16 protein-coding genes are annotated in these 23886 nt (G+C 71.1%); 12 read left to right on the top strand and 4 right to left on the bottom strand.

From position 1 onward, the window contains the following. Positions 1-54: 54 nt before the first annotated feature. A complete protein-coding gene (locus tag AB0L95_RS18805) occupies positions 55-1017 on the bottom strand; it encodes a CAP domain-containing protein (RefSeq protein WP_365162789.1) in 963 nt (320 codons plus the stop codon). A gap of 153 nt (positions 1018-1170) precedes the next feature. On the opposite strand from AB0L95_RS18805, the gene AB0L95_RS18810 reads away from it, so the two are divergent. The 4 genes from AB0L95_RS18810 to AB0L95_RS18825 all read left to right on the top strand — a co-directional run bounded on the left by AB0L95_RS18810 (position 1171) and on the right by AB0L95_RS18825 (position 7596). Further along, positions 1171-1452, top strand: coding sequence for an acylphosphatase (locus AB0L95_RS18810; protein ID WP_365162790.1), 282 nt, complete (start codon positions 1171-1173; stop codon positions 1450-1452). 379 nt (positions 1453-1831) lie between these two features. Then, positions 1832-2035, top strand: coding sequence for a hypothetical protein (locus tag AB0L95_RS18815; protein WP_043444185.1), 204 nt, complete (start codon positions 1832-1834; stop codon positions 2033-2035). Positions 2036-2254: 219 nt separating this feature from the next. After that, on the top strand, positions 2255-5911 hold the full coding sequence (locus AB0L95_RS18820) for an AAA family ATPase (protein ID WP_365162791.1): 3657 nt from the start codon (positions 2255-2257) through the stop codon (positions 5909-5911). A gap of 266 nt (positions 5912-6177) precedes the next feature. Further along, positions 6178-7596, top strand: coding sequence for a sugar porter family MFS transporter (locus AB0L95_RS18825; RefSeq protein ID WP_365162792.1), 1419 nt, complete (start codon positions 6178-6180; stop codon positions 7594-7596). A gap of 153 nt (positions 7597-7749) precedes the next feature. On the opposite strand, the gene AB0L95_RS18830 is transcribed toward AB0L95_RS18825, so the two are convergent. Beyond that, a complete protein-coding gene (locus AB0L95_RS18830; protein WP_365162793.1) occupies positions 7750-8721 on the bottom strand; it encodes an LLM class flavin-dependent oxidoreductase in 972 nt (323 codons plus the stop codon). Positions 8722-8856: 135 nt separating this feature from the next. Here AB0L95_RS18830 and ftsY point away from each other — a divergent pair, with 135 nt between their 5' ends. Then, complete coding sequence (ftsY, locus tag AB0L95_RS18835) at positions 8857-10056, top strand: signal recognition particle-docking protein FtsY (protein WP_365162794.1); 1200 nt, start codon at positions 8857-8859, stop codon at positions 10054-10056. Between the two features lie 198 nt (positions 10057-10254). Here the strand turns inward: ftsY and AB0L95_RS18840 are convergent, their stop codons facing one another. Beyond that, positions 10255-10938 (bottom strand): bifunctional DNA primase/polymerase, encoded by a 684-nt coding sequence (locus AB0L95_RS18840; RefSeq protein ID WP_365162795.1) that lies wholly within the window; start codon positions 10936-10938, stop codon positions 10255-10257. Between the two features lie 441 nt (positions 10939-11379). Between AB0L95_RS18840 and AB0L95_RS18845 the strand changes: the two genes are divergently transcribed. From AB0L95_RS18845 to ftsH, 6 genes are all read left to right on the top strand, one after another. Further along, on the top strand, positions 11380-12855 hold the full coding sequence (locus AB0L95_RS18845) for a hypothetical protein (RefSeq protein ID WP_365162796.1): 1476 nt from the start codon (positions 11380-11382) through the stop codon (positions 12853-12855). A 436-nt stretch (positions 12856-13291) separates the two neighbouring features. Beyond that, a complete protein-coding gene (locus AB0L95_RS18850; RefSeq protein ID WP_365162797.1) occupies positions 13292-14626 on the top strand; it encodes an ammonium transporter in 1335 nt (444 codons plus the stop codon). Further along, complete coding sequence (locus tag AB0L95_RS18855) at positions 14623-14961, top strand: P-II family nitrogen regulator (protein ID WP_311694958.1); 339 nt, start codon at positions 14623-14625, stop codon at positions 14959-14961. Before AB0L95_RS18850 ends, AB0L95_RS18855 begins: the two co-directional genes overlap by 4 nt. A 26-nt stretch (positions 14962-14987) precedes the next feature. Further along, entirely contained in the window at positions 14988-17435 is a 2448-nt protein-coding gene (locus AB0L95_RS18860) for a [protein-PII] uridylyltransferase (protein WP_365162798.1), read from the top strand. Between the two features lie 234 nt (positions 17436-17669). Further along, on the top strand, positions 17670-19220 hold the full coding sequence (gene ffh / locus AB0L95_RS18865) for a signal recognition particle protein (RefSeq protein ID WP_365162799.1): 1551 nt from the start codon (positions 17670-17672) through the stop codon (positions 19218-19220). 131 nt (positions 19221-19351) lie between these two features. Continuing rightward, positions 19352-21280: an ATP-dependent zinc metalloprotease FtsH gene (gene ftsH / locus AB0L95_RS18870; RefSeq protein WP_365162800.1), complete on the top strand. Its 1929-nt coding sequence runs from the start codon at positions 19352-19354 to the stop codon at positions 21278-21280. A gap of 55 nt (positions 21281-21335) precedes the next feature. Here the strand turns inward: ftsH and AB0L95_RS18875 are convergent, their stop codons facing one another. Continuing rightward, complete coding sequence (locus tag AB0L95_RS18875; RefSeq protein ID WP_365162801.1) at positions 21336-22199, bottom strand: SAM-dependent methyltransferase; 864 nt, start codon at positions 22197-22199, stop codon at positions 21336-21338. A gap of 220 nt (positions 22200-22419) precedes the next feature. Between AB0L95_RS18875 and proS the strand changes: the two genes are divergently transcribed. Then, on the top strand, positions 22420-23835 hold the full coding sequence (proS, locus tag AB0L95_RS18880) for a proline--tRNA ligase (RefSeq protein ID WP_365162802.1): 1416 nt from the start codon (positions 22420-22422) through the stop codon (positions 23833-23835). Positions 23836-23886: the final 51 nt, after the last annotated feature.

Raw genomic sequence — 23886 nt, forward strand, 5'->3', positions numbered from 1 at the left:
TGGCGGCCCGGGGGCGGCCCAGGAGGACGCTTAGCTCTCTGACCTGCGGTTGTCTCAGTAACCGAAGTCCTGCGTCCACCAGGGGCCGCCGGTGCCCGGATGGACCCCGACGCCCAACGTCTTGAAGTCGCAGTTCAGTATGTTCGCCCGGTGGCCGGGGCTGTTCATCCAGGCGTCCATGACGTCCTGGGCGGTCGTCTGGCCGCGCGCTATGTTCTCGCCACCCAGGTCCGTTATGCCGAGCACGGCGGCCCGGTCCCACGGGTCCTTGCCGTCCGGGTCCGTGTGGTCGAAGAAGTTCCGCGTGGCCATGTCATCGCTGAAGGCCTGTGCCAGCTTCGCCAGCTCGTTGCTCGCGGTCACCGGGGTGCAGCCCGCCTTGGCCCGCTCCTGGTTGACGAGATCGAGCACCGCGGTCGTGGTCGAGGACGCCGCGGACTGGGGCGGCGGCACGTGGGTCTTGGGCTTCTTCTCGTGCTTCTTCGCGGGCGGAGCGGTCGTCGCCGGCTGCGTCGCGGCCGGAGACGGCGACTGTGGCTGCGAGGGTTCCTGCGTCGGGGCGGTCGAGGCCGCCGGAGCCGAGGGTGTCGCGGCCGGCGAGGTGGCGCTCCCGCGCTCGTGGTCGCGGCTCGTGGACGTTGAGCCGCGGCCGTCGGCCGTCCCGCTCGTGCCGCCCTGCTCATGGGCGTAGCCCGTCGGGCTGGTGCCCGCGGCCTGCACATCGCCGGCGTCGCCGCTCACCGTGAAGCTCTTGCCGCCGGGCAGCACGCCCGTGGCGACCGCCACGGTGCCCAGCGCGACGGCGGCCGAGACACCCAGCAGGCCCGTGCGCACCGGAGTGGGCGCCTTCTTCTTGCGGCGTGAGCGAGTCGCCTGCCGTTCGGCCTCCAGGACCTCGGCGAAGCCGTAGAGGTTCTCGGGTCCGTAACGCTCCGTAGCGGGATTCTGATTCTGCGTCACCCTGGTCGCGCGGCCGGTGGCGGCGCGTCCGGCGGCGGAGCGTCGGTGGCGTCCCATCTGCTGGCCTTCCTGGTCTTGCGGTCAGCGCTACTGAATCGAAACTCCCTCGATCGAGTGAGTTTCACGACAGATTCATATGAGGGGGGACGCTACAGCATGACGCGAGTGGAGGAAGTGCCCGGAGGGACATTGGCCGGTTAGCGTGCAGCCATGAACGACGATGCACGACTCGTCGCGTGGGTGCGCGGACGTGTCCAAGGTGTGGGGTTCCGCTGGTTCACCCGGGCCAAGGCACTGGAGATCGGCGACCTGAAGGGCTTCGCCCTCAACCTTGACGACGGACGGGTCCAGGTGGTCGCCGAGGGGGCGCGGGGCGATTGCGAGGGGTTGTTGGACTGGCTCCGGGGCGACGACACACCCGGGAGGGTGGATGGCGTCACTGAGATTTGGGACACGCCCCGCGGCGGCTACGACGGCTTCTTGATCCGCTGAGAGCGGGGCGCGGAGCCGTCGGACCGAAGCGGAGGGGCATGCCACCGGCACCTGCCCGCAGCAGAAAGGCCCAGGTGGTTGCCAAGAAGGGCGCGCCGTGGCAGGCTCCGCACACAAGGATGATCGCCACACCCTCCGGGTCCCGCAGGAGTCGCAGCGCCGCCCGTCGAAGGCCGCGCGCCCCAGGGATGCCCGCCATTGCGGGGTGTGATCGTGTTGACCGTCAAACTTTTTGGTGAGACGCTGAAAGCCCCGCGCACCTTAGCTGTTTGGCATGTAAGAACGGCGCAAGAACTGAAGATTGCCAAGCACCGCGGGTGCGAATCCCTCACGACCCACACCGCATCGGTCGGTCACTCAGTGTGGAGGACCATCCATCATGGCAAAGGCGCTTCTCGGTTACGTCGGCGGCTCCGACCCGCGACTCCTCGCCGAGATGCGACGGCTCCAGCAGCGCGTCCAGGAGCTCGAGTCCGAGCTCGTACGGATCCAGGCGGAGAACGACGCGCTGACGGCTGCCGCTTCTCACGACAGGATCATGGAGAGCATCGACGCACACCAGGCGGAGCCTGCGCTCACCTGATCACTGCATCGCTCCACAAAGACACCAAGCGGCGGTTGGCTGCCCGTATCAACCGCTCAGTTGTCCGTTGCAAGGGACGCCTCGGCGTCCCTTCTTTCTTGCCTCGCGCACCCTTTCGGCCTCTTTAACGGATGGTGTGCCCTGCACGTTCAACTGTGAAACCGCAGGGGTGCCGGGGTTCATAGTGTGAGATACCGGCGGAAGGTAGAGTCCAGCGGCGTGCACCTCAAGGCCCTGACCCTCCGCGGGTTCAAGTCGTTCGCCTCCGCGACCACGCTCCGCTTCGAGCCGGGGATCACGTGCGTGGTGGGGCCGAACGGCTCGGGCAAGTCCAACGTCGTGGACGCGCTCAGCTGGGTCATGGGCGAGCAGGGCGCCAAGTCGCTGCGCGGCGGCAAGATGGAGGACGTCATCTTCGCCGGCACCACCGGGCGCCCGCCGCTCGGCCGCGCCGAGGTGTCCCTCACCATCGACAACTCCGACGGCGCACTCCCGATCGAGTACTCCGAGGTCACCATCACGCGGATCATGTTCCGCAACGGCGGCAGCGAGTACCAGATCAACGGTGACACGTGCCGCCTCCTCGACATCCAGGAGCTCCTCTCCGACTCCGGCATCGGCCGCGAGATGCATGTGATCGTCGGCCAGGGCCAGCTCGACTCGGTGCTGCACGCCGACCCCATGGGCCGTCGCGCCTTCATCGAGGAGGCCGCGGGAGTCCTCAAACACCGCAAGCGCAAGGAGAAGGCGCTCAGGAAACTGGACGCCATGCAGGCGAACCTCGCCCGCGTCCAGGACCTGACCGACGAGCTGCGCCGCCAACTCAAGCCGCTGGGCCGGCAGGCCGCGGTCGCCCGCCGGGCCGCCGTCATCCAGGCCGACCTGAGGGACGCCCGGCTGCGTCTGCTCGCCGACGATCTCGTACGGCTGCGGCGGGCCCTGAAGACCGAGATCGCGGACGAGGCCGCGCTCAAGGAACGCAAGGACGCCGCCGAGGCCGAACTGAAGAAGGCGCTCCAGCGCGAGGCGCTGCTGGAGGACGAGGTGCGTCGGCTGACGCCTCGTCTGGGGCGCGCCCAGCAGACCTGGTACGAGCTGTCCCAGCTCGCGGAGCGGGTGCGGGGCACGATCTCGCTGGCCGACGCCCGGGTCAAGAGTGCCACCTCCGCGCCCCCGGAGGAGCGGCGCGGACGCGACCCCGAGGACATGGAACGCGAGGCCGCCCGCGTCCGCGAGCAGGAGGCAGAACTGGAGGCCGCCCTGGACGCGGCCGAGCGCGCACTGGAGGACACCGTCGCGCACCGGGCCGAGCTGGAGCGCGAACTGGCCCTGGAGGAACGGCGTCTGAGGGACGCGGCGCGCGCCATCGCCGACCGCCGCGAGAATCTGGCCCGGCTGAACGGGAAGGTGGGCGCTGCCCGTTCCCGCGCGGCCTCCGCCCAGGCCGAGATCGACCGGCTCGCCGCCGCACGCGACGAGGCGCAGGAGCGCGCGGTCGCCGCGCAGGAGGAATACGAGGCCCTCAAGGCCGAGGTGGACGGTCTGGACGCGGGCGACGCGGATCTGACCGGGCAGCACGACACGGCGAAGCGGAGCCTGGCCGAGGCGGAGGCGGCCCTGTCGGCCGCCCGGGAGGCGGCCACCGCGGCCGAACGCACGCGCGCGGCGGTCGCGGCCCGCCATGAGGCGCTCGCCCTGGGACTGCGCCGCAAGGACGGCACGGGCGTCCTGCTCGGGGCCAGGGACCGGCTCTCCGGCCTGCTGGGCCCGGCGGCCGAGCTGCTGACGGTGACCCCAGGGTACGAGGTGGCTCTGGCGGCGGCCTTCGGTGCCGCCGCCGACGCGATCGCGGTGACGGACCCGTCCTCGGCGGCCGAGGCGATCCGCCTGCTGCGCAAGCAGGACGCGGGACGGGCGGCTCTGGTGCTGGCCGGGCCGCCGAGGAAGCCGGAGGACGAGCCGTCCGCCGACGGCCCGGGCCCGGCGGACCCCTCGGGAGCGGGCGCGTCCGGCGATCCGCGGGTGAGCGCCGATCCGGCGGGACGGGGCGGCCCCCGGCAGTCCCCTCCTGACGGGCTCCCCTTCGCCGCCGACCTGGTCCGCGGTCCTGACCCGCTGATGCCCGCCGTACGGCGGCTGCTGCACGGCATCGTCGTGGTCGGCACCCTGGAGGACGCCGAGGAACTCGTCGAGACGCGGCCCGACCTGACGGCCGTCACCGCCGAGGGCGATCTGCTCGGGGCACACTTCGCGCACGGCGGGTCCGCCGGGGCGCCGAGTCTGCTCGAGGTGCAGGCCTCGGTCGACGAGGCCGCGGCCGAGCTGGAGGAACTCGCCGTCCGCTGCGAGGGGTTGGCCGACGCACAGCATCTGGCGGGGGAGCGGCGCAAGGAGTGCGCGGCCCTCGTGGAGGAACTGGGGGAGCGGCGGCGGGCGGCCGAGCGGGAGAAGTCCGCGGTCGCCCAGCAGCTGGGACGGCTCGGCGGGCAGGCCCGTGCCGCCGCCGGGGAGGCCGAGCGCTCCACCGCCGCCGCGGCCCGCGCGCAGGACGCGCTGGAGAACGCCCTGCTGGAAGCCGAGGAACTCGCCGAGCGCCTCGCCGTCGCCGAGGAGATGCCGGTCGAGGAGGAGCCCGACACGTCCGTACGCGACCGGCTCGCCGCCGACGGGGCGAACGCGCGGCAGACGGAGATGGAGGCCAGGCTCCAGGTCCGTACCCACGAGGAGCGGGTCAAGGGGCTGGCCGGACGGGCCGACGCCCTCGACCGCGGCGCCCGCGCCGAACGTGAGGCACGCGCGCGTGCCGAGCAGCGGCGGGCCCGGCTGCGCCACGAGGCGGCCGTCGCCGAGGCCGTCGCCTCCGGCGCCCGGCAGCTCCTCGCCCATGTCGAGGTGTCCCTGAGCCGGGCGGAGGCCGAGCGCACCGCTGCCGAGGCCGCCAAGGCACGCCGTGAGCAGGAGCTGACCGCCGCCCGCACCGAGGGCCGCGACCTCAAGGCCGAGTTGGACAAACTCACCGACTCCGTGCACCGCGGCGAGGTGCTCGGCGCCGAGAAGCGGCTGCGCATCGAGCAGCTGGAGACCAGGGCGCTGGAGGAACTCGGCGTCGAGCCGGCGGGATTGGTCGCCGAGTACGGCCCCGACCAGCCCGTACCGCCCTCGCCGCCCGCCGAGGGCGAGGAACTGCCCGAGGACCCGGCGCACCCGCGCAACCAGCCGCGTCCGTTCGCGCGCGGCGAGCAGGAGAAGCGGCTCAAGGCGGCCGAGCGGGCCTACCAGCAGCTCGGCAAGGTGAACCCGCTCGCGCTGGAGGAGTTCGCGGCGCTGGAGGAGCGGCACAAGTTCCTCAGCGAGCAGTTGGAGGACCTGAAGAAGACGCGGGCCGACTTGCTGCAGGTGGTCAAGGAGGTCGACGAGCGCGTCGAACAGGTCTTCACCGAGGCGTACCGGGACACGGCACGTGAGTTCGAGGGTGTCTTCAGTCGGCTGTTCCCCGGCGGTGACGGGCGGCTCGTGCTGACCGACCCGGACAACATGCTCACCACGGGCGTCGACGTCGAGGCCCGGCCCCCGGGCAAGAAGGTCAAGCGGCTGTCCCTGCTGTCAGGCGGGGAGCGGTCGCTGACCGCCGTCGCGCTGCTCGTGTCCATCTTCAAGGCCCGGCCCAGCCCGTTCTACGTCATGGACGAGGTCGAGGCCGCCCTCGACGACACCAACCTTCAGCGGCTGATCCGCATCATGCAGGAGCTCCAGGAGGCCTCGCAGCTGATCGTGATCACGCACCAGAAGCGGACGATGGAGGTCGCCGACGCGCTGTACGGCGTCTCCATGCAGGGCGACGGTGTGTCGAAGGTCATCTCCCAGCGGCTCCGATAGATGGATGGGGCCTACACCGGCCCTGACCTGCAGCTCCTCGAAGATTCAACTTCTGAACACAAGCTCCCCACACCCTGCGTGCCTTCCGGCCGACATCGGCCTCTTGACTTCGAAACTTGAAGGCATAGTCTCTGCAACGTTGCTTTTACCTTCAGGTGTGAGCGGCGGCTTATCCAATGCTCCCCGGGTACTTGGAAGTCGACGCCATGCCCTGAAAGGGCTCACCCCCACCCCGGCAGCGTTGCCGGTGGCCCGAGGAGTTATTCGTGACCAGCACAGCGCAGGCACCAAAGTCAGGAGCCGGGACGGCTCAGCCCGAACATCTCGGGCATGTCATCTTCATCGCGGCGGCAGCCGCGATGGGCGGCTTCCTGTTCGGCTACGACAGCTCCGTGATCAACGGCGCCGTCGAGGCCATCCGGGGCCGCTACGACATCGGTTCCGCAGCGCTGGCCCAGGTCATCGCCATCGCCCTGATCGGTTGTGCCATCGGTGCCGCCACCGCGGGTCGTATAGCCGACCGCATCGGCCGTATCCGCTGTATGCAGATCGCCGCTGTCCTCTTCACCATCAGCGCCGTCGGCTCCGCACTGCCCTTCGCGCTGTGGGACCTCGCCCTGTGGCGCATCATCGGCGGCTTCGCCATCGGCATGGCCTCCGTGATCGGCCCCGCCTACATCGCCGAGGTCGCCCCGCCCGCCTACCGTGGCAGGCTCGGCTCTTTCCAGCAGGCGGCGATCGTCGTCGGCATCGCCATCTCGCAGCTGGTCAACTGGGGTCTGCTGAACGCCGCCGGCGGCGACCAGCGCGGCAAGCTGATGGGCCTGGAAGCCTGGCAGGTCATGCTCGGCGTCATGGTCGTCCCGGCCGTCCTCTACGGTCTGCTCTCCTTCGCCATCCCCGAGTCCCCGCGCTTCCTGCTCTCCGTCGGCAAGCGTGAGCGGGCCCGGGCGATCCTCGCCGAGGTCGAGGGCGAGCACGCCGGCCTGGACGCCCGCGTCGCCGAGATCGAGCACGCCATGACGAGCGAGCACAAGTCCTCCTTCAAGGACCTGCTCGGCGGCGGCTTCTTCTTCAAGCCGATCGTCTGGGTGGGCATCGGCCTCTCGGTCTTCCAGCAGTTCGTCGGCATCAACGTCGCGTTCTACTACTCCTCGACGCTGTGGCAGTCGGTCGGCGTCGACCCGTCGGACTCCTTCTTCTACTCGTTCACGACGTCGATCATCAACATCGTCGGCACCGTGATCGCGATGATCTTCGTGGACCGCGTCGGCCGCCGGCCGCTCGCCCTCATCGGTTCGGTCGGCATGGCCGTCGGCCTCGCCCTGGAGGCCTGGGCGTTCTCGTCCCACCTGGTCGACGGCAAGCTGCCGAGCACCCAGGGCTGGGTCGCGCTGGTCGCCGCCCACCTGTTCGTCCTCTTCTTCGCCCTGTCCTGGGGTGTGGTCGTCTGGGTCATGCTCGGCGAGATGTTCCCGAACAAGATCCGCGCCGCCGCCCTGGGCGTGGCCGCCGCCGCGCAGTGGATCGCCAACTGGGCGATCACCGCGAGCTTCCCGTCGCTGGCCGACTGGAACCTCTCCGGGACCTATGTGATCTACACGGTCTTCGCCGCGCTCTCCATCCCCTTCGTCCTGAAGTTCGTGAAGGAGACGAAGGGCAAGTCCCTGGAGGAGATGGGCTGACGCCCACACCGAACTCGAGGAGAAAGGCCAAGTCCCCGCTGCCTGTCTCCTCGACACCCTTCCGTCGCCCGGCTCGGCCACTGCCCGAGCCGGGCGACGGTGTGTGTGCCCCCGCCCGCTCGCGCTCCCGGGACCGGCCGCGGTGCCGGACGATCAGTCGTCGAGCCGGGGCAGCACCCGTTCGCAGAACAGCTGCAGACTGCGCCACCCCTCGTCCGGCGGCATCCCGCCCGCCAGCGGGTGCAGCACATAGCTGTCCAGGCCGAGGGACAGGCACGCCTCGGGCGTCAGGATGCGATAGACCCCCTCCGCACGCAGCTCCTCCACCGTCGTGGCCGCCGACCGCACCGCCGAGCGGATGCCGCCGGACTGCCAGGCGGCGTAGGTCCGTGCCTCGTGCAGGAAGTGCCCGCCGTACGCGGCCCACGCCCGGTCCGGGTCCTCCGCGAGGTGCAGCAAGGGGGTCTCGGCGGCGGGCATCATCGTCCAGCCCTCGGTGCCGTACTCGACGAGCCGCTCCTTGTAGTACGCCTCCAGCTCCGGCAGATGCGCGCTCGGGAAGAAGGGCAGGCCCAGGCGTGCGGCCCGGCGGGCCGCCGCTTTCGAGGAGCCGCCGACCAGCAGCAGGGGGTGCGGCTGGGTGTACGGGCGCGGGGTGACGCGCACGGTACGGCCGCGGTGGCGGAACTCCTCACCGGTCCACGCCTTCAGCAGGGTCTGGAGCAGTTCGTCCTGGAACCGTCCGCGCCGCGTCCACTCGACGTCGAAGAGGGCGTACTCCTCGGGCCGGTACCCGATGCCCGCGACGGTGACCAGCCGCCCGCCGCCGAGCAGATCGAGGACGGCGATGTCCTCGGCCAGCCGCAGCGGGTCGTACAGCGGACCGATGACCGCCGAGACCGTGACCATGAGCCGGCGGGTCGCGCCGAGGACCGCGCCGGCGAAGACGAACGGCGACGGCAGCCAGTTGTCCGCCACCCCGTGGTGCTCCTCGGTCTGCACGGTGGTGATCCCGCGGTCGTCGGCGTACGTGGCCATCTCCAGCGCCGCGCGGTAGCGCGCCCTCAGCGAGGCGGGGGTCGCGCCGGGTTCGACGAGGTTGAGACGTACGACCGAGACGGGCATGGGAGGGGCCCCTTCACCTTCGGCGGCGGGTCTGCCACGAGGACCGTAGCTGACGGACCGTCAGACAACCAGGGCTCCACACCCCGGAGCCGCCACCGAACGGCCCGCACGCCCGTCGCGCATACTGGACCCGTTATGGAATTCGTCATCCTTGCCGTAGTCATCGCCGTGGTCGTGCTCGGCGTACTCGGGCTCGTCGTCGGCAGCCGCAGGAAGAAGCCGCTGCCCCCGGCGCCCCCCACGACGCCCGACATCACCGCCCCTCCGGCCGAGCCGCACGTCGGCGACGAGGCCGAGACACCGCGCGACGAGGAGCGCCGGACGATCGAGGAGGTGGACCTCCCGGCGGCCTCCGCTCCCGTCGTCGTGGAGGAGCCGCCGACCGTCGAGGCGCCCCCCATCGAGATCCCGGAGCCCACTGCCGGCCGTCTCGTCCGTCTGCGCGCCCGCCTGTCCCGCTCGCAGAACGCACTGGGCAAGGGGCTGCTCACGCTCCTGTCCCGCGAGCATCTCGACGACGAGACCTGGGAGGAGATCGAGGACACGCTGCTCACCGCCGACGTCGGCGTGCTGCCCACCCAGGAGCTGGTCGAGCGGCTGCGCGAGCGGGTCCGGGTGCTCGGCACCCGTACGCCCGAGGAACTGCGCGGGCTGCTGCGCGAGGAGCTGCTCCAGCTCGTCGGCACCGACATGGACCGCACCGTCCGCACCGAGCCCGAGACCAGCAAGCCCGGCATCGTGATGGTCGTGGGCGTCAACGGCACCGGCAAGACCACCACCACCGGCAAGCTCGCCCGCGTCCTCGTGGCCGACGGCCGTACGGTCGTCCTCGGTGCCGCCGACACCTTCCGTGCCGCCGCGGCCGACCAGCTGCAGACCTGGGGCGAGCGGGTCGGCGCCCACATCGTGCGCGGTCCGGAGGCCGGAGACCCCGCCTCGGTCGCCTTCGACGCGGTCAAGGAGGCCAAGGAGATCGGCGCCGACGTCGTTCTCATCGACACCGCCGGGCGCCTGCACACCAAGACCGGCCTCATGGACGAGCTGGGCAAGGTCAAGCGCGTCGTCGAGAAGCACGCCCCGCTGGACGAGGTGCTGCTGGTCCTCGACGCCACCACCGGACAGAACGGTCTCGTCCAGGCGCGCGTCTTCGCCGAGGTCGTGAACATCACCGGCATCGTGCTCACCAAGCTGGACGGCACGGCCAAGGGCGGCATCGTGGTCGCGGTCCAGCGCGAGCTGGACGTCCCGGTGAAGCTGATCGGTCTCGGCGAGGGCCCCGACGACCTGGCGCCGTTCGAGCCGGAGGCGTTCGTTGACGCCCTCATCGGAGACTGACGACTTAGCGGAGCGTGACCACCCGCCGGTCTCTCCCTATACCGAGCAGCGCCCGCCCCCACGATGTGCCGGGGGCGGGCGCTGTCTTTTCGCGTCCGGGGAGCTGGCTCTTCCGTATGGGCACAGCAATTCCGTACGGGCACAGCAGGAAGGGCCACCGCCGCACGGCGGTGGCCCTTCACGACAGAGGTCGCAGCACTAGGGAGTCTCGCCCGCCGCCCAGGCCCGGGAGCGGTGGGCCACATAGGCCAGCGTGCCGATCAGCAGACGCGCGGCGGGCGGTCTCGTCGCGGAGTCCAGCGCGGGGGCGCGCAGCCAGCGGACCGGACCGCGACCGCCACGGTCCGAGGGCGGGGCCGTGATGTGCGTCCTCGAGCCCAGGGCGTGCAGATCGAGGTCCGCGTCGTCCCACGCCATCCGGTACAGCAGCGAGGGAAGCTCGGCCGCCGAACCGGGGGCGACGAAGAACTGGGCGCGGCCGTCCGGGGTCGCCGTGACCGGGCCGACCGGGATGCCCATGCGCTCCAGCCGGACCAGGGCGCGGCGCCCCGCCGCCTCGGCGACCTCGATCACGTCGAAGGCTCGGCCCACCGGCAGCAGCACCGCCGCGCCGGGCACCTCGGACCAGGTCTCGGTCGCCTCGTCGAGTGTCGCACCGGCCCGCACCATGGGGGCGAAGCTCAGCGGATGCGCGCCGGGGGTGGCGCAGCCGGTGTCACCGCACGAGCAGGCCCCCGCGGCCGCCCGCGCGCCCGGTACCACGTCCCAGCCCCACAGTCCCGTGTACTCGGCCACGGCGAGGCACTCCGAAGAGCGGCCCCGGCGTCGGGCGCCGGGGCGGATCTCGCGGATGCTCCGCGTGCCGCCGATCGTGAAGCCCATGCCCCCTCCAACGGGTTCAGCGCACCGATGGTTACGCCTCGGAATCAGATCGTGACTCTGTGTCCTGTGTCTCCCGTGTGTTCGCCGGGGCGTGCCCGGTGGCGCACCGGGTGGTGAGTCGGGTGGCGTGCGCCGGTGAATACCTCGCTCCATCCACTTCCGGCTGTCATGTGTCAAGTGAATCGCGCCTGGGCGGCGGCGAGTTCATTCAAAGGGGTGGCGAATGGTGGCGCTTATGGATTCGCCATGGTTGCGCGGGTGATCGTAGGACTACTTTGAGTGCACGGTTCCTGGGGACGCATGCACTCGTGGGTATGCCGGAGGCAAGGCGGGTTCCCGGTCATCGACCGAGAACCGCCGGACGCGGGGCCGCGTCCACCGGCATTCTGGTAAGGCTTGGCGCACACAGCGCACAGGTGGATTCAGGGATGGGGGCGTCCAGTGGGCGGCAACGGCGGAAGCGGGACGAACGCTGACAAGCGCCCCAATGAGCTGCTCGGCTCATGGTTCGTGCGCAGTGGCTGGTCGAAGGGCGAGCTGGCACGTCAAGTGAACCGCAGGGCCCGCCAGTTGGGGGCCAACCACATCTCCACGGACACCTCCCGGGTGCGCCGCTGGCTGGACGGGGAGAACCCGCGCGAGCCGATCCCGCGCATCCTCTCGGAGCTGTTCTCCGAGCGCTTCGGTTGTGTGGTGTCCATCGAGGACCTGGGGCTGCGCACCGCCCATCAGTCACCCTCCGTGGCCGGAATCGATCTGCCCTGGACGGGCCCGCAGACGGTGGCGTTGATCAGCGAGTACTCGCGCAGCGACCTGATGCTGGCGCGGCGCGGCTTCCTCGGTGCCTCGCTGGCCCTGTCCGCGGGCCCGTCCCTCATCGAACCCATGCAGCGCTGGCTCGTGCCGAGCCCCGTCACCCCGCGCGAGGAGCCCGAGCCCGTCTCGTCCGGGCGGAGCCGCGGCCGGCTGTCCCGGCCCGAGCTGGACCTCCTCGAGGTGACCACCGTGATGTTCCGCAAGTGGGACGCCCAGTGCGGCGGCGGACTGCGCCGCAAGGCCGTCGTGGGACAGCTTCACGAGGTGACCGACCTCCTCCAGGAATCCCAGTCCGAGGCCACCGCCCGGCGCCTGTTCAAGGTCGCCGCCGAGCTGGCCGAGCTGGCGGGCTGGATGAGCTACGACGTGGGACTCCAGCCCACCGCGCAGAAGTACTTCGTCCTCGCCCTGCACGCGGCCAAGGAAGCCGGCGACAAACCCCTCGGCTCCTACATCCTCTCCAGCATGAGCCGCCAGATGATCCATCTGGGCCGGCCCGACGACGCCCTGGAACTCATCCACCTCGCCCAGTACGGCAGCCGGGACTGCGCGAGCCCGCGCACCCAGGCGATGCTGTATGCGATGGAGGCCCGGGCGTACGCCAACATGGGCCAGCCCGGCAAGTGCCAGCGGGCCGTCCGGATGGCCGAGGCCACCTTCGCGGACGCCGACGAGTTCGACGAGCCCGAGCCCGACTGGATCCGCTTCTTCTCCGAGGCCGAGCTGCACGCCGAGAACTCCCACTCCTTCCGTGACCTCGCCTATGTCGCGGGCCGCAGCCCCAGCTACGCCTCGCTCGCCCAGCCGCTGATGCAGAAGGCCGTCGACGGCTTCGCCGCGGACAGCGAGCACCAGCGGTCGTACGCACTCAATCTGATCGGCATGTCCACCGTGCACCTCCTCCAGCGCGAGCCGGAACAGAGCGCGGTGCTCGCCCGGCAGGCCATGGACGTCGCCAGAAAAGTGCGGTCCGAACGGGTCAACACTCGTATTCGAAAAACCGTCGACACGGCCGTGCGCGACTTCGGCGATCTTGCCGAGGTCGTCGAACTGACCGATCACCTCGCCACCCATCTGCCCGAGACCGCCGAAGCGGGCTGACCCCCGGCCCATCGGACCACCAGGGCACCCACGACCCCGGCCGCGGCCGCCATCCCGAACTGCCCGACTCGGCTCCCCCATGCCAGGTCATCGGATGGCTGTCGCGGCCGGACGCATGGCCTTCCCCGCCCCCGAGGGCGTGACACCCGCGGCCCGGTCGATCACCACGGGCTTCCGCGGAAGACGGCCGCGACGTCAGCGCCGCGATGCCGTCCACCGAAGGTTGCGCCACGATAACGATCAACCGGGCCGACATCCGGCGGTTCATCAACGCGTAACACGCCCGGCACCTTCGTCACTGCGGCGAAACATCGAGGGGCAACGACCGAAACCGCGCTGCGTCAACCTCATGGCGCATAACCGGCCCACCCCTCATGACCGGACCGCTCTCAGGCTTCGCCCGCACGGGGCCGTACCAACCGACGAGGAGACGCCGATGGCACCAGCCATCATGCTCGCGGCAGACGCACCCAAGCTGTCGTCCGCCAATACCGGCTTCATGCTGATCTGTTCCGCCCTGGTGATGCTCATGACCCCGGGCCTGGCCTTCTTCTACGGAGGCATGGTCCGCGTCAAGAGCACGCTGAACATGCTGATGATGAGCTTCATCAGCCTGGGCATCGTCACCGTCCTGTGGGTGCTCTACGGCTTCTCCATGGCCTTCGGCGACGACAAGGGCTCCATCGTCGGCTGGACCGGCGACTACATCGGCTTCAGCGGTATCGGCAAGATGGACCTCTGGCCCGGCTACACCATCCCGGTGTTCGTCTTCGCCGTCTTCCAGCTGATGTTCGCGATCATCACACCGGCCCTGATAAGCGGCGCGCTCGCGGACCGGGTGAAGTTCAGCGCCTGGGCCCTGTTCCTCGTGCTGTGGGTGACGATCGTGTACTTCCCGGTCGCCCACTGGGTCTGGGGCACCGGCGGCTGGGCCTACGAGCTGGGGGTCATCGACTTCGCCGGCGGTACGGCGGTCCACATCAACGCCGGTGCGGCGGCGCTCGGAGTGATCCTCGTCATCGGCAAGCGCGTCGGCTTCAAGAAGGACCCGATGCGTCCGCACAGCCTCCCCCTGGTCATGCTGGGCGCGGGCCTGCTGTGGTTCGGCTGGTTCGGCTTCAACGCCGGCTCCTGGCTCGGCAACGACGACGGCGTCGGCCCGCTGATGTTCGTCAACACCCAGGTCGCCACCGCCGCGGCCATGCTCGCCTGGCTCGCCTACGAGAAGATCCGCCACGGCGCGTTCACCACGCTGGGCGCCGCCTCCGGCGCCGTCGCCGGCCTCGTCGCGATCACCCCGTCCGGCGGCGCGGTCTCCCCGCTCGGCGCGATCGCCGTCGGCGCCATCGCCGGCGTCCTGTGCGCCATGGCCGTCAGCCTGAAGTACAAGTTCAACTACGACGACTCCCTCGACGTCGTCGGCGTCCACATGGTCGGCGGCATCGCCGGCTCCCTGCTCATCGGCCTCTTCGCCAGCGGCAAGGGCCAGTCCGACGTCAAGGGCCTCTTCTACGGCGGCGGCCTCGACCAGCTGTGGAAGCAGTGCGCCGGAGTCTTCGCCGTCCTCGCCTACTCCCTGATCGCCTCCGCGATCCTCGCTCTCCTCCTCGACAAGACCATCGGCATGCGGGTCACCGAGGACGAGGAGATCTCCGGTATCGACCAGGCCGAGCACGCCGAGACCGCATACGACTTCAGCGGCGCGGGCGGCGGCGTCATCGGCTCCGCCACGGCCCTGGCTGCCCCGCAGAGCAAGAAGGTGGACGCATGAAGCTCATCACCGCCGTCGTGAAGCCCCACCGCCTCGACGAGATCAAGGAGGCCCTCCAGGCCTTCGGGGTGCACGGACTGACGGTCACCGAGGCGAGCGGCTACGGTCGACAGCGGGGACACACCGAGGTCTACCGGGGCGCCGAGTACACGGTCGACCTCGTCCCCAAGATCCGTATCGAGGTGCTGGCCGAGGACGACGACGCCGAGCAACTGGTCGATGTCATCGTCAAGGCGGCCCGCACCGGCAAGATCGGAGACGGCAAGGTCTGGTCCGTCCCGGTCGAGACGGCCGTCCGGGTCCGGACCGGCGAGCGCGGACCCGACGCGCTGTAAGGCACTACGGAACAAGGAGTCGCCGGGTGACGGGTACGGACGTACGCACAGAAGCAGAGAGCGTGGGACCCAGCGGCTACGCGGCGGCCCGGCTGCGCCTCCTCACCGAGGAGGCGCGGTCCGGGCCGCCGCGCCGTGCGGCCCTGGCCGAGCTGACGGACGGCTGGCTCGCCGAGCTGTTCACCGCCGGCGCCGAGGGGCTGCACGGGGTGTCCCTGGTCGCCGTCGGCGGCTACGGCCGCGGTGAGCTGTCCCCCCGCAGTGACCTCGATCTGCTCCTGCTGCACGACGGCGGCGACAGCACGGCGGTCGCCGCCCTGGCCGACCGCGTCTGGTACCCCGTCTGGGACCTCGGCCTCGCCCTGGACCACTCCGTCCGCACCCCCGCTGAGGCCCGCAAGACCGCGGCCGAGGACCTCAAGGTGCAGCTCGGCCTGCTCGACGCCCGGCACCTCGCGGGCGATGCCGCCCTGACCGCGGGCCTGCGGACGGCCGTCCTCGCCGACTGGCGCAACCAGGCGCCCAAACGGCTCCCCGAACTCCATGAACTGTGCGCCGAGCGGGCCGCCCGCCAGGGTGAACTGCAGTACCTGCTGGAACCGGACCTCAAGGAGGCGCGCGGCGGCCTGCGCGACGCCACGGCCCTGCGCGCGGTGGCCGCCTCCTGGCTAGCCGACGCCCCGCGCGAAGGGCTCGCGGACGCCCGGCGCAGACTCCTGGACGTACGGGACGCGCTGCATCTGGCCACCGGACGCGCCACCGACCGGCTCGCCCTCCAGGAACAGGACCAGGTCGCCGCCGAGCTGGACCTGCTGGACGCCGACACCCTGCTGCGCCAGGTGTACGAGGCGGCGCGCGTGATCTCGTACGCCAGCGATGTGACCTGGCGCGAGGTGGGGCGCGTGCTGCGCTCGCGCGGCGCCCGGCCCCGGCTGCGCGCCATGCTGGGCGGTGGCAAGCCCGTCCCCGAGCGGTCCCCGCTGGCCGAAGGCGTGGTGGAACAGGACGGCGAGGTGGTGCTCGCCCGGACAGCGCGCCCCGAGCGCGACCCCGTGCTCCCGTTGCGCGCGGCCGCGGCCGCCGCGCAGGCCGGCCTCCCGCTCTCCCTGCACGCTGTACGGCACCTGGCCGCCACCGTGCGCCCGTTGCCCACGCCCTGGCCCGCCGAGGCCCGCGAACAGCTGGTGACCCTGCTGGGCTCCGGCAACCCCACCATCGAGGTCTGGGAGGCCCTGGAGGCCGAGGGGCTCGTCACCCGACTGCTGCCCGACTGGGAACGTGTGCGCTGCCGCCCGCAGCGCAACGCCGTACACCTGTGGACCGTCGACCGGCATCTGATCGAGACGGCCGTGCGCGCCTCCGAACTGACCCGCCGGGTCGGCCGGCCCGACCTCCTCCTGGTCGCCGCGCTGCTGCACGACATCGGCAAGGGCTGGCCCGGCGACCACTCCGTCGCGGGCGAGATCATCGCCCGGGACGTGGCCGGCCGCATCGGCTTCGACCACGACGACGTCGCCGTGCTCGCCACCCTGGTACGTCACCATCTGCTGCTCGTGGAGACGGCGACCCGGCGCGACCTGGAGGACCCGGCCACCGTGCGCTCGGTCGCCGACGCCGTCGGCTCATCGAGCACCCTCGAACTCCTGCACGCGCTCACCGAGGCGGACGCGCTGGCCACCGGACCCGCCGCCTGGTCGTCCTGGCGCGGCGCACTGGTGACCGACCTGGTCAAACGGGTCTCGGCAGTGCTCGCCGGAGACGAGCCCGACGGCCCGGAGGCCGCCGCGCCCACCGCCGAACAGGAACGGCTCGCCGTCGAGGCGTACCGCACGGGCGGCCCCGTGCTCGCACTGCGCGCGCAGACCGAGCCGCCCGCCGAGAACGCGGGCGGCGAGCCGGAACCCCTCGGCGTGGAGCTGCTCGTCGCCGTACCCGACCAGCCCGGCGTGCTGCCCGCGGTGGCAGGCGTCCTCGCCGTGCACCGCCTCACCGTCCGTACTGCGGAGCTACGCGCCCTGCGGCTGCCCGACGGCGTCGACGACGGCTCGGTCCTGCTGCTCGACTGGCGGGTCGCGGCACAGTACGGCTCACTGCCGCAGGCCGCATGGCTGCGCGCCGACCTCGTACGGGCCCTGGACGGCTCCCTCGACATCGCGGCGCGCCTCGCCGAGCGGGACGCCGCCTACCCGCGCCGCAGGGGCGTGGTGCCACCGCCGCCGCGGGTGACCGTCGCCTCGGCCGCCTCCCGGCACGCCACGGTGATCGAGGTACGGGCCCAGGACGTGCCGGGGCTGCTGTTCCGGATCGGTCACGCGCTGGAGAAGGCGGGGGTGCGGGTGCGCAGCGCGCATGTGTCGACGCTGGGCTCCAACGCCGTGGACGCCTTCTATGTGACCGGTGGGGCGGGCGAGCCGCTGCCGGGGGAGGAGGCGGCCTCGGTGGCGCGGATGCTGGAGGAGACGCTGCGGGCGTGACCAAGGACATGCCGCAGGACGAGTGGACCCATGGGCGTGCGGAAGGACATGCCCGTGGACATGCCCTGGGACAAGCCCACAGACATGCCCCATGATATGGCCAAGGGGTGACCAGGAGCATCGCCATGGAAGGTGTCCCCGACCGCTGTCCGTTGGGCGGGGACGCATTGCCCGCGCGGCCGGATACCCTGGAGGGCAGTCCAAACGCCCCCGACCCCGAGGACCGACGCCACCGTGTTCGATACCCTCTCCGACCGCCTTAGCGCGACTTTCAAGAGCCTCCGCGGAAAAGGCAGGCTGAGCGAGGCGGATATCGACGCCACCGCGCGCGAGATCCGTATCGCGCTTCTCGAAGCCGACGTGGCCCTGCCGGTGGTCCGGACCTTCATCAAGAACGTCAAGGAGCGCGCCCTCGGCGCCGAGGTCTCCAAGGCCCTGAACCCGGCCCAGCAGGTCCTCAAGATCGTCAACGATGAGCTGGTCACGATCCTCGGCGGCGAGACCCGCCGCCTCCGCTTCGCCAAGCAGCCGCCGACCGTGATCATGCTCGCGGGTCTGCAGGGTGCCGGTAAGACCACCCTCGCGGGCAAGCTCGGCCGATGGCTCAAGGAACAGGGCCACTCGCCGCTCCTGGTCGCCGCCGACCTCCAGCGCCCCAACGCGGTGAACCAGCTCAGCGTCGTCGCCGAGCGCGCGGGTGTCGCCGTCTACGCGCCCGAGCCGGGCAACGGCGTCGGCGACCCGGTCAAGGTCGCCAAGGACTCGATCGACTACGCGAAGACCAAGGTCCACGACATCGTGATCGTGGACACCGCCGGCCGCCTCGGCATCGACCAGGAGATGATGCAGCAGGCGGCGGACATCCGTGACGTCGTACAGCCCGACGAGATCCTGTTCGTCGTCGACGCGATGATCGGTCAGGACGCCGTCAACACCGCGGAGGCGTTCCGCGACGGCGTCGGCTTCGACGGTGTGGTCCTCTCCAAGCTCGACGGTGACGCCCGCGGTGGTGCGGCCCTGTCGATCGCCTCGGTCACCGGCAAGCCGATCATGTTCGCGTCGAACGGCGAGAAGCTCGACGACTTCGACGCCTTCCACCCTGACCGGATGGCCTCCCGCATCCTCGACCTGGGTGACCTGCTCACCCTGATCGAGCAGGCGGAGAAGACGTTCAGCCAGGAAGAGGCCGAGAAGATGGCCTCCAAGCTGGCGTCCAAGAAGGGCCAGGACTTCACCCTGGACGACTTCCTGTCCCAGATGGAACAGGTCAGGAAGATGGGGTCGATCTCCAAGCTGCTCGGCATGCTCCCGGGCATGGGCCAGATCAAGGACCAGATCAACAACCTCGACGAGCGGGACGTGGACCGCACGGCCGCGATCATCAAGTCCATGACCCCGGGCGAGCGCCAGGACCCGACGATCATCAACGGCTCGCGTCGCGCCCGTATCGCCAAGGGTTCCGGCGTCGAGGTCAGCGCGGTCAAGAATCTGGTCGAGCGGTTCTTCGAGGCCCGCAAGATGATGTCCCGCATGGCCCAGGGCGGCGGCATGCCCGGTATGCCGGGCATCCCGGGGATGGGTGGCGGCCCCGGCCGCACGAAGAAGCAGCCGAAGAAGGCCAAGGGCAAGCAGCGCTCCGGCAACCCGATGAAGCGCAAGCAGCAGGAGCAGGAGGAGGCCGCGCGCCGCGCCGCCGCGGCCGACGGCCAGGGCGCCCTGGGCCTGCCGCAGCAGGCCGGTCAGGACTTCGAGCTGCCGGACGAGTTCAAGAAGTTCATGGGCTGACCCGGGCTGACCGGCCCAGACGGTTCGCCGACCCGCGCTACGGTTCGTGCGCCACGACCCTGAGGGCGCCCCCTCCCCGGGGGCGCCCTCAGCGCGTGCCGGGGTCCCCCGGGTGCCGTACCGTCCGATGTATGAGCAACGCCGCGCCACCACGCAAGACCCCGGAGAAACCGTGGCGCACCGAGGGCACGCCGGAGGAGCCGGCCAAGTGGCCCGGAGGCAGGAGGCCGCGCGGCGGCTGGTGGGGCCTGGTCGTCGCCGCGGTGATCGTCTTCCTCATCGCCTACGGCGCGGTGTCCTACTACAACCGGGGCAACGAGCCGACCATCTCGTACACGGAGTTCAGTCGGCAGATCGACGACGGCAACGTCAAGACGATCTACTCCAAGGGCGATGCCATCCAGGGCCAGCTCAAGCACGCCCAGGCCAAGCCCCACGGCGGCGGCAAGTACACCAAGTTCAAGACCCAGCGCCCCGCCTTCGCGGACGACAAGCTCTGGCAGAACCTGAACAAACACCAGGTGACGGTGACCGCCCAGCCGGTGGTCCAGGAGCGCAGCCTCCTGTCGAACCTGCTGCTCTCGCTCGCGCCGCTGGTGATCCTGGTCGTCGTGTGGGTCTTCTTCGCCCGGCGGATCGGGGGCCTCACCGGCCCGGGCGGCATGCTCGGCCGCAAGACGCCGCCCAGACCGGTGGAGCTGCGGCCCGGCATCCGGCGCACCACGTTCGCCGACGTCGCCGGCATCGACGAGGTCAAGGGCGAGCTGGACGACGTCGTCGACTTCCTGGAGCACCCCGACGCCTATCGCAAGATGGGAGCGAAGGCGCCGCGCGGGGTGCTGCTCACGGGGCCGCCGGGCACCGGCAAGACGCTGCTGGCGCGGGCCGTGGCGGGCGAGGCGGACGTGCCGTTCTTCTCCGCCTCCGCCTCCGAGTTCATCGAGATGATCGTCGGCGTCGGCGCCTCCCGGGTGCGCGAGCTGTTCGCCGAGGCCCGCAAGGTGGCCCCGTCGATCATCTTCATCGACGAGATCGACACGATCGGGCGGGCGCGCGGCGCAGGCGCCTCGGTGAGCGGCCACGACGAGCGTGAGCAGACCCTCAACCAGATCCTCACCGAGATGGACGGTTTCACCGGCTCCGAGGGCGTGATCGTCATCGCGGCGACGAACCGTGCCGACATCCTGGACCCGGCGCTGACCCGGCCCGGCCGCTTCGACCGCGTGGTCCATGTCTCCCCGCCGGACCGTGCCGGGCGCGAGGCGATCCTCAGGATCCACACCCGGGACATCCCGCTCGCCCCGGACGTGGACCTGGCGCAGGTGGCCCGTACGACGCCGGGCATGACCGGTGCCGAGCTGGCCAACCTCGCCAACGAGGCGGCCCTGCTGGCGGTCAAGCGGAAGCAGCACCAGGTGACGCAGACCGACTTCTCCCAGGCGCTGGAGAAGGTGCAGCTGGGCGCCGAACGGTCGCTGGTCATGCCGGAGGAGGAGCGCCGCAGGACCGCGTACCACGAGAGCGGTCACGCCCTGCTCGGGATGCTGCAGCCGGGCGCCGACCCGGTACGCAAGATCACGATCGTGCCGCGCGGCCGGGCGCTCGGGGTCACGCTGTCGACCCCCGAGTCCGACAAGTACGCGTACACCGAGGAGTATCTGCGCGGCCGCATCATCGGCGCCCTCGGAGGCATGGCGGCGGAGCGGGTGGTCTACGAGGTCATCACCACGGGTTCCGAGAGCGACCTCGAACAGGTCACCAACATCGCCCGCGGCATGGTCGCCCGCTGGGGCATGAGCGAGCGGGTGGGCCGGCTGTCGGCGCTGCCGAGCGACGCGCAGCAGGCGTACGGCCTGGCGGCCGCGCCGCAGACCCTGGACGTGATCGAGATCGAGATGCGGCGCATCGTGGACGAGTGCTACGAGGAGGCGTGCCGCAAACTCCAGGACCACAGGAGCCAGTTGGACGCGCTGGCGGAGGCGCTGCTGATCAACGAGACGCTGGAGGAGGCGGAGGCGTACCGGATCGCCGGGGTGCTGCGGGTGCGCAAGGACGACTGAGCGATCCCGGACGCCGGGCCCCGGACCTCCGAGCGGGCCCGACCCGGTCGCGGCGCTAAGGGATGCGTGCGATCAGATAGCGGAACACATTCGGCATCCACACCGTCCCGTCCGCCCGCCGGTACGGGTGGAGGGCCTCCGCCAGCTCCTTGTCGACCTGCTCCGGGTCCGTCGCCTCGACCGCCGCGTCGAAGAAGCCCGTCGACAGCATCCCCCGGACCGCGCTGTCCACGTCCGCGTACCCGAACGGACAGGCGACCCGCCCCGATCCGTCCGGCCGCAGGCCCGCACGCCACGCGCTCTCCTCCAGGTCGTCACGCCCGGCGGGGCGCGGACGGTCCGCCTCCGCCCCGGAATCGGCGAGTTTGACCGCGACGCGCAGTACCGACGCGGTGCTGCACCGCTCCGGCGGGCCCCAGCCGGCGAGCACTACGGGCGCCCCGCGCCGGACGAGCGGTGTCGCCGCCGCGAGCTGCTCCCCGAGGCTCTGCGCGTCGCCGTCGGCCGTGTGTCCGGCCGGCCCGAACGCGGTCAGCAGGGTGTACGCCGGCGCTCCGGGTACGGGTGCCGCGTCCCGTGGCGAGCCCTCGACGATCCGGGCTGCGGCACGCGCGCGTGGACCCCGCCCCGGCGGGCGCAGCCGCTCGCGCGCGAGCGCCGGCCGTTCGTCAGCACCGGAGTCGACACCGGTGACCTCGGCGCCCCGGGAGGCGGCCAGCAGCAGAGCGAGGCCGCTGCCGCATCCGAGCGCGAGCAGCCGTGTTCCGCGGCCCACTTCGAGCCGGTCGTAGACGGCCTCGTAGAGCGGGACGAGCATGCGCTCCTGTATCTCGGCCCAGTCACGCGCGCGTGCACGCCGGTCCACGCGGGGAGCCGCCCCCGCGTGGGGGAGGTGCTGCCCCGCGAGCGTAGGTGTCATCGAAAGCGCCCCAATCGCCGTCGGTTGTCACTCTGTTCGGTTCCTCGGCCCCCGTGACGTTGCGCACTTCCCCCGTTCCCCTCCGTATGCCAGGTAACTCCGCGCCCGTCGTGGCGTCCAGGGGGTGTGGCGCACTCCTTGTGAGCCGTCCGTGCGCCCCCGGGCACCCCCCGTAACAAATCGTTCCCGGTGCCGCAGGGTGTCCCCCTACCATCGCGCCATGGCGAAAACACCCGTTCTCACGCCCCGGGCGGACGACTTCCCGCGCTGGTACCAGGACCTGATCAGCAAGGCCGAACTGGCCGACAACGGGCCGGTGCGCGGCACCATGGTCATCCGACCGTACGGGTACGGACTGTGGGAGCGGATGCAGGCGGAGATGGACGCCCGGATCAAGGAGACGGGCACCCAGAACGCGTACTTCCCGCTGCTGATCCCGGAGTCGTACCTCACCAGGGAGGCCGACCACGTCGAGGGCTTCGCGCCGGAACTCGCCGTGGTCACGCACGGCGGCGGCCGGCGGCTGGAGGAGCCCGCGGTCGTCCGTCCCACCTCCGAGACCATCGTCAACGACTACTTCGCCAAGTGGATCCAGAGCTACCGCGACCTGCCGCTGCTCATCAACCAGTGGGCCAACGTGGTGCGTTGGGAGCTGAGGCCGCGGCTGTTCCTGCGCACCTCCGAGTTCCTGTGGCAGGAGGGACACACCGCGCACGCCACGTACGAGGAGGCGCGCGACTTCGCCGCCCACATCCACCGGCGGGTCTACGAGGACTTCCTGCGCACCGTCCTCGCGATCGACGTCGTCCCCGGCCGCAAGACGGTCAAGGAGCGCTTCGCGGGCGCCGTCAACACCCTCACCCTCGAAGCCATGATGGGCGACGGCAAGGCCCTGCAGATGGCCACCAGCCATGAACTCGGCCAGAACTTCGCCCGGGCCTTCAGCACCCGATACCTGTCGCGGGAAGGCCGGCAGGAGCTGGTCTGGCAGACCTCCTGGGGCTCGACGACCCGCATGATCGGCGCCCTGGTGATGGCGCACGGCGACGACCACGGACTCCGCGTCCCGCCGCGCCTCGCGCACATCCAGGTCGTCGTGCTCGCGATCAAGGGCGACGATTCGGTTCTGACCAGGGTCCGTGAGGTCGGCGACCGGCTCAGGGCGGCCGGTCTGCGCGTCCAGGTGGACGACCGCACCGACACCCCCTTCGGTCGTCGCGCCGTCGACTGGGAACTCAAGGGCGTGCCGGTGCGGATCGAGATCGGCCCCCGGGACCTGGAGAACGGCACCGCGATGCTGGTCCGCCGCATTCCCGGGGGCAAGGCGCCGGTGGCGCTCGACCGGCTCGCGAGCGTCCTCCCCGGGATCCTCGACGAGGATCAGGCCCTGCTGCTGGCACAGTCCCGTGAGCGCCGCGAGTCCCGGACGGCGGACGTCTCGACCCTCGGGGAGGCCGTCGAGGCGGCGAGCGCCGGGGGCTGGGCGCGCATCCCGTGGGCGGTGCTCGGCGAGGAGGGCGAGACGAAGCTCGCCGAGCACGCGGTGACCGTACGGTGTCTGGTCGCCGAGGACGGGTCGGTGCCCGAGGCCGACGACGCACCGAGTAACGTCGCGGTCGTCGCGCGCGCTTATTGAGGTACGGGGAGAGCGACCGAAACGCCTCTTGCGCATCTGCAGGGCCCAGGC

It is taken from the genome of Streptomyces sp. NPDC052036, from assembly GCF_040680495.1.
Taxonomy (GTDB): Bacteria; Actinomycetota; Actinomycetes; order Streptomycetales; family Streptomycetaceae; genus Streptomyces.

What these genes read in the sequence shown, in the direction of transcription:
- AB0L95_RS18805 (WP_365162789.1), bottom strand. Translation starts at nt 1,017, where the DNA reads ATGGGACGCCACCGACGCTCCGCCGCCGGACGCGCCGCCACCGGCCGC.
- AB0L95_RS18810 (WP_365162790.1), top strand. Translation starts at nt 1,171, where the DNA reads ATGAACGACGATGCACGACTCGTCGCGTGGGTGCGCGGACGTGTCCAA.
- AB0L95_RS18815 (WP_043444185.1), top strand. Translation starts at nt 1,832, where the DNA reads ATGGCAAAGGCGCTTCTCGGTTACGTCGGCGGCTCCGACCCGCGACTC.
- AB0L95_RS18830 (WP_365162793.1), bottom strand. Translation starts at nt 8,721, where the DNA reads ATGCCCGTCTCGGTCGTACGTCTCAACCTCGTCGAACCCGGCGCGACC.
- ftsY (WP_365162794.1), top strand. Translation starts at nt 8,857, where the DNA reads ATGGAATTCGTCATCCTTGCCGTAGTCATCGCCGTGGTCGTGCTCGGC.
- AB0L95_RS18840 (WP_365162795.1), bottom strand. Translation starts at nt 10,938, where the DNA reads ATGGGCTTCACGATCGGCGGCACGCGGAGCATCCGCGAGATCCGCCCC.
- AB0L95_RS18850 (WP_365162797.1), top strand. Translation starts at nt 13,292, where the DNA reads ATGGCACCAGCCATCATGCTCGCGGCAGACGCACCCAAGCTGTCGTCC.
- AB0L95_RS18855 (WP_311694958.1), top strand. Translation starts at nt 14,623, where the DNA reads ATGAAGCTCATCACCGCCGTCGTGAAGCCCCACCGCCTCGACGAGATC.
- ftsH (WP_365162800.1), top strand. Translation starts at nt 19,352, where the DNA reads ATGAGCAACGCCGCGCCACCACGCAAGACCCCGGAGAAACCGTGGCGC.
- AB0L95_RS18875 (WP_365162801.1), bottom strand. Translation starts at nt 22,199, where the DNA reads ATGACACCTACGCTCGCGGGGCAGCACCTCCCCCACGCGGGGGCGGCT.
- proS (WP_365162802.1), top strand. Translation starts at nt 22,420, where the DNA reads ATGGCGAAAACACCCGTTCTCACGCCCCGGGCGGACGACTTCCCGCGC.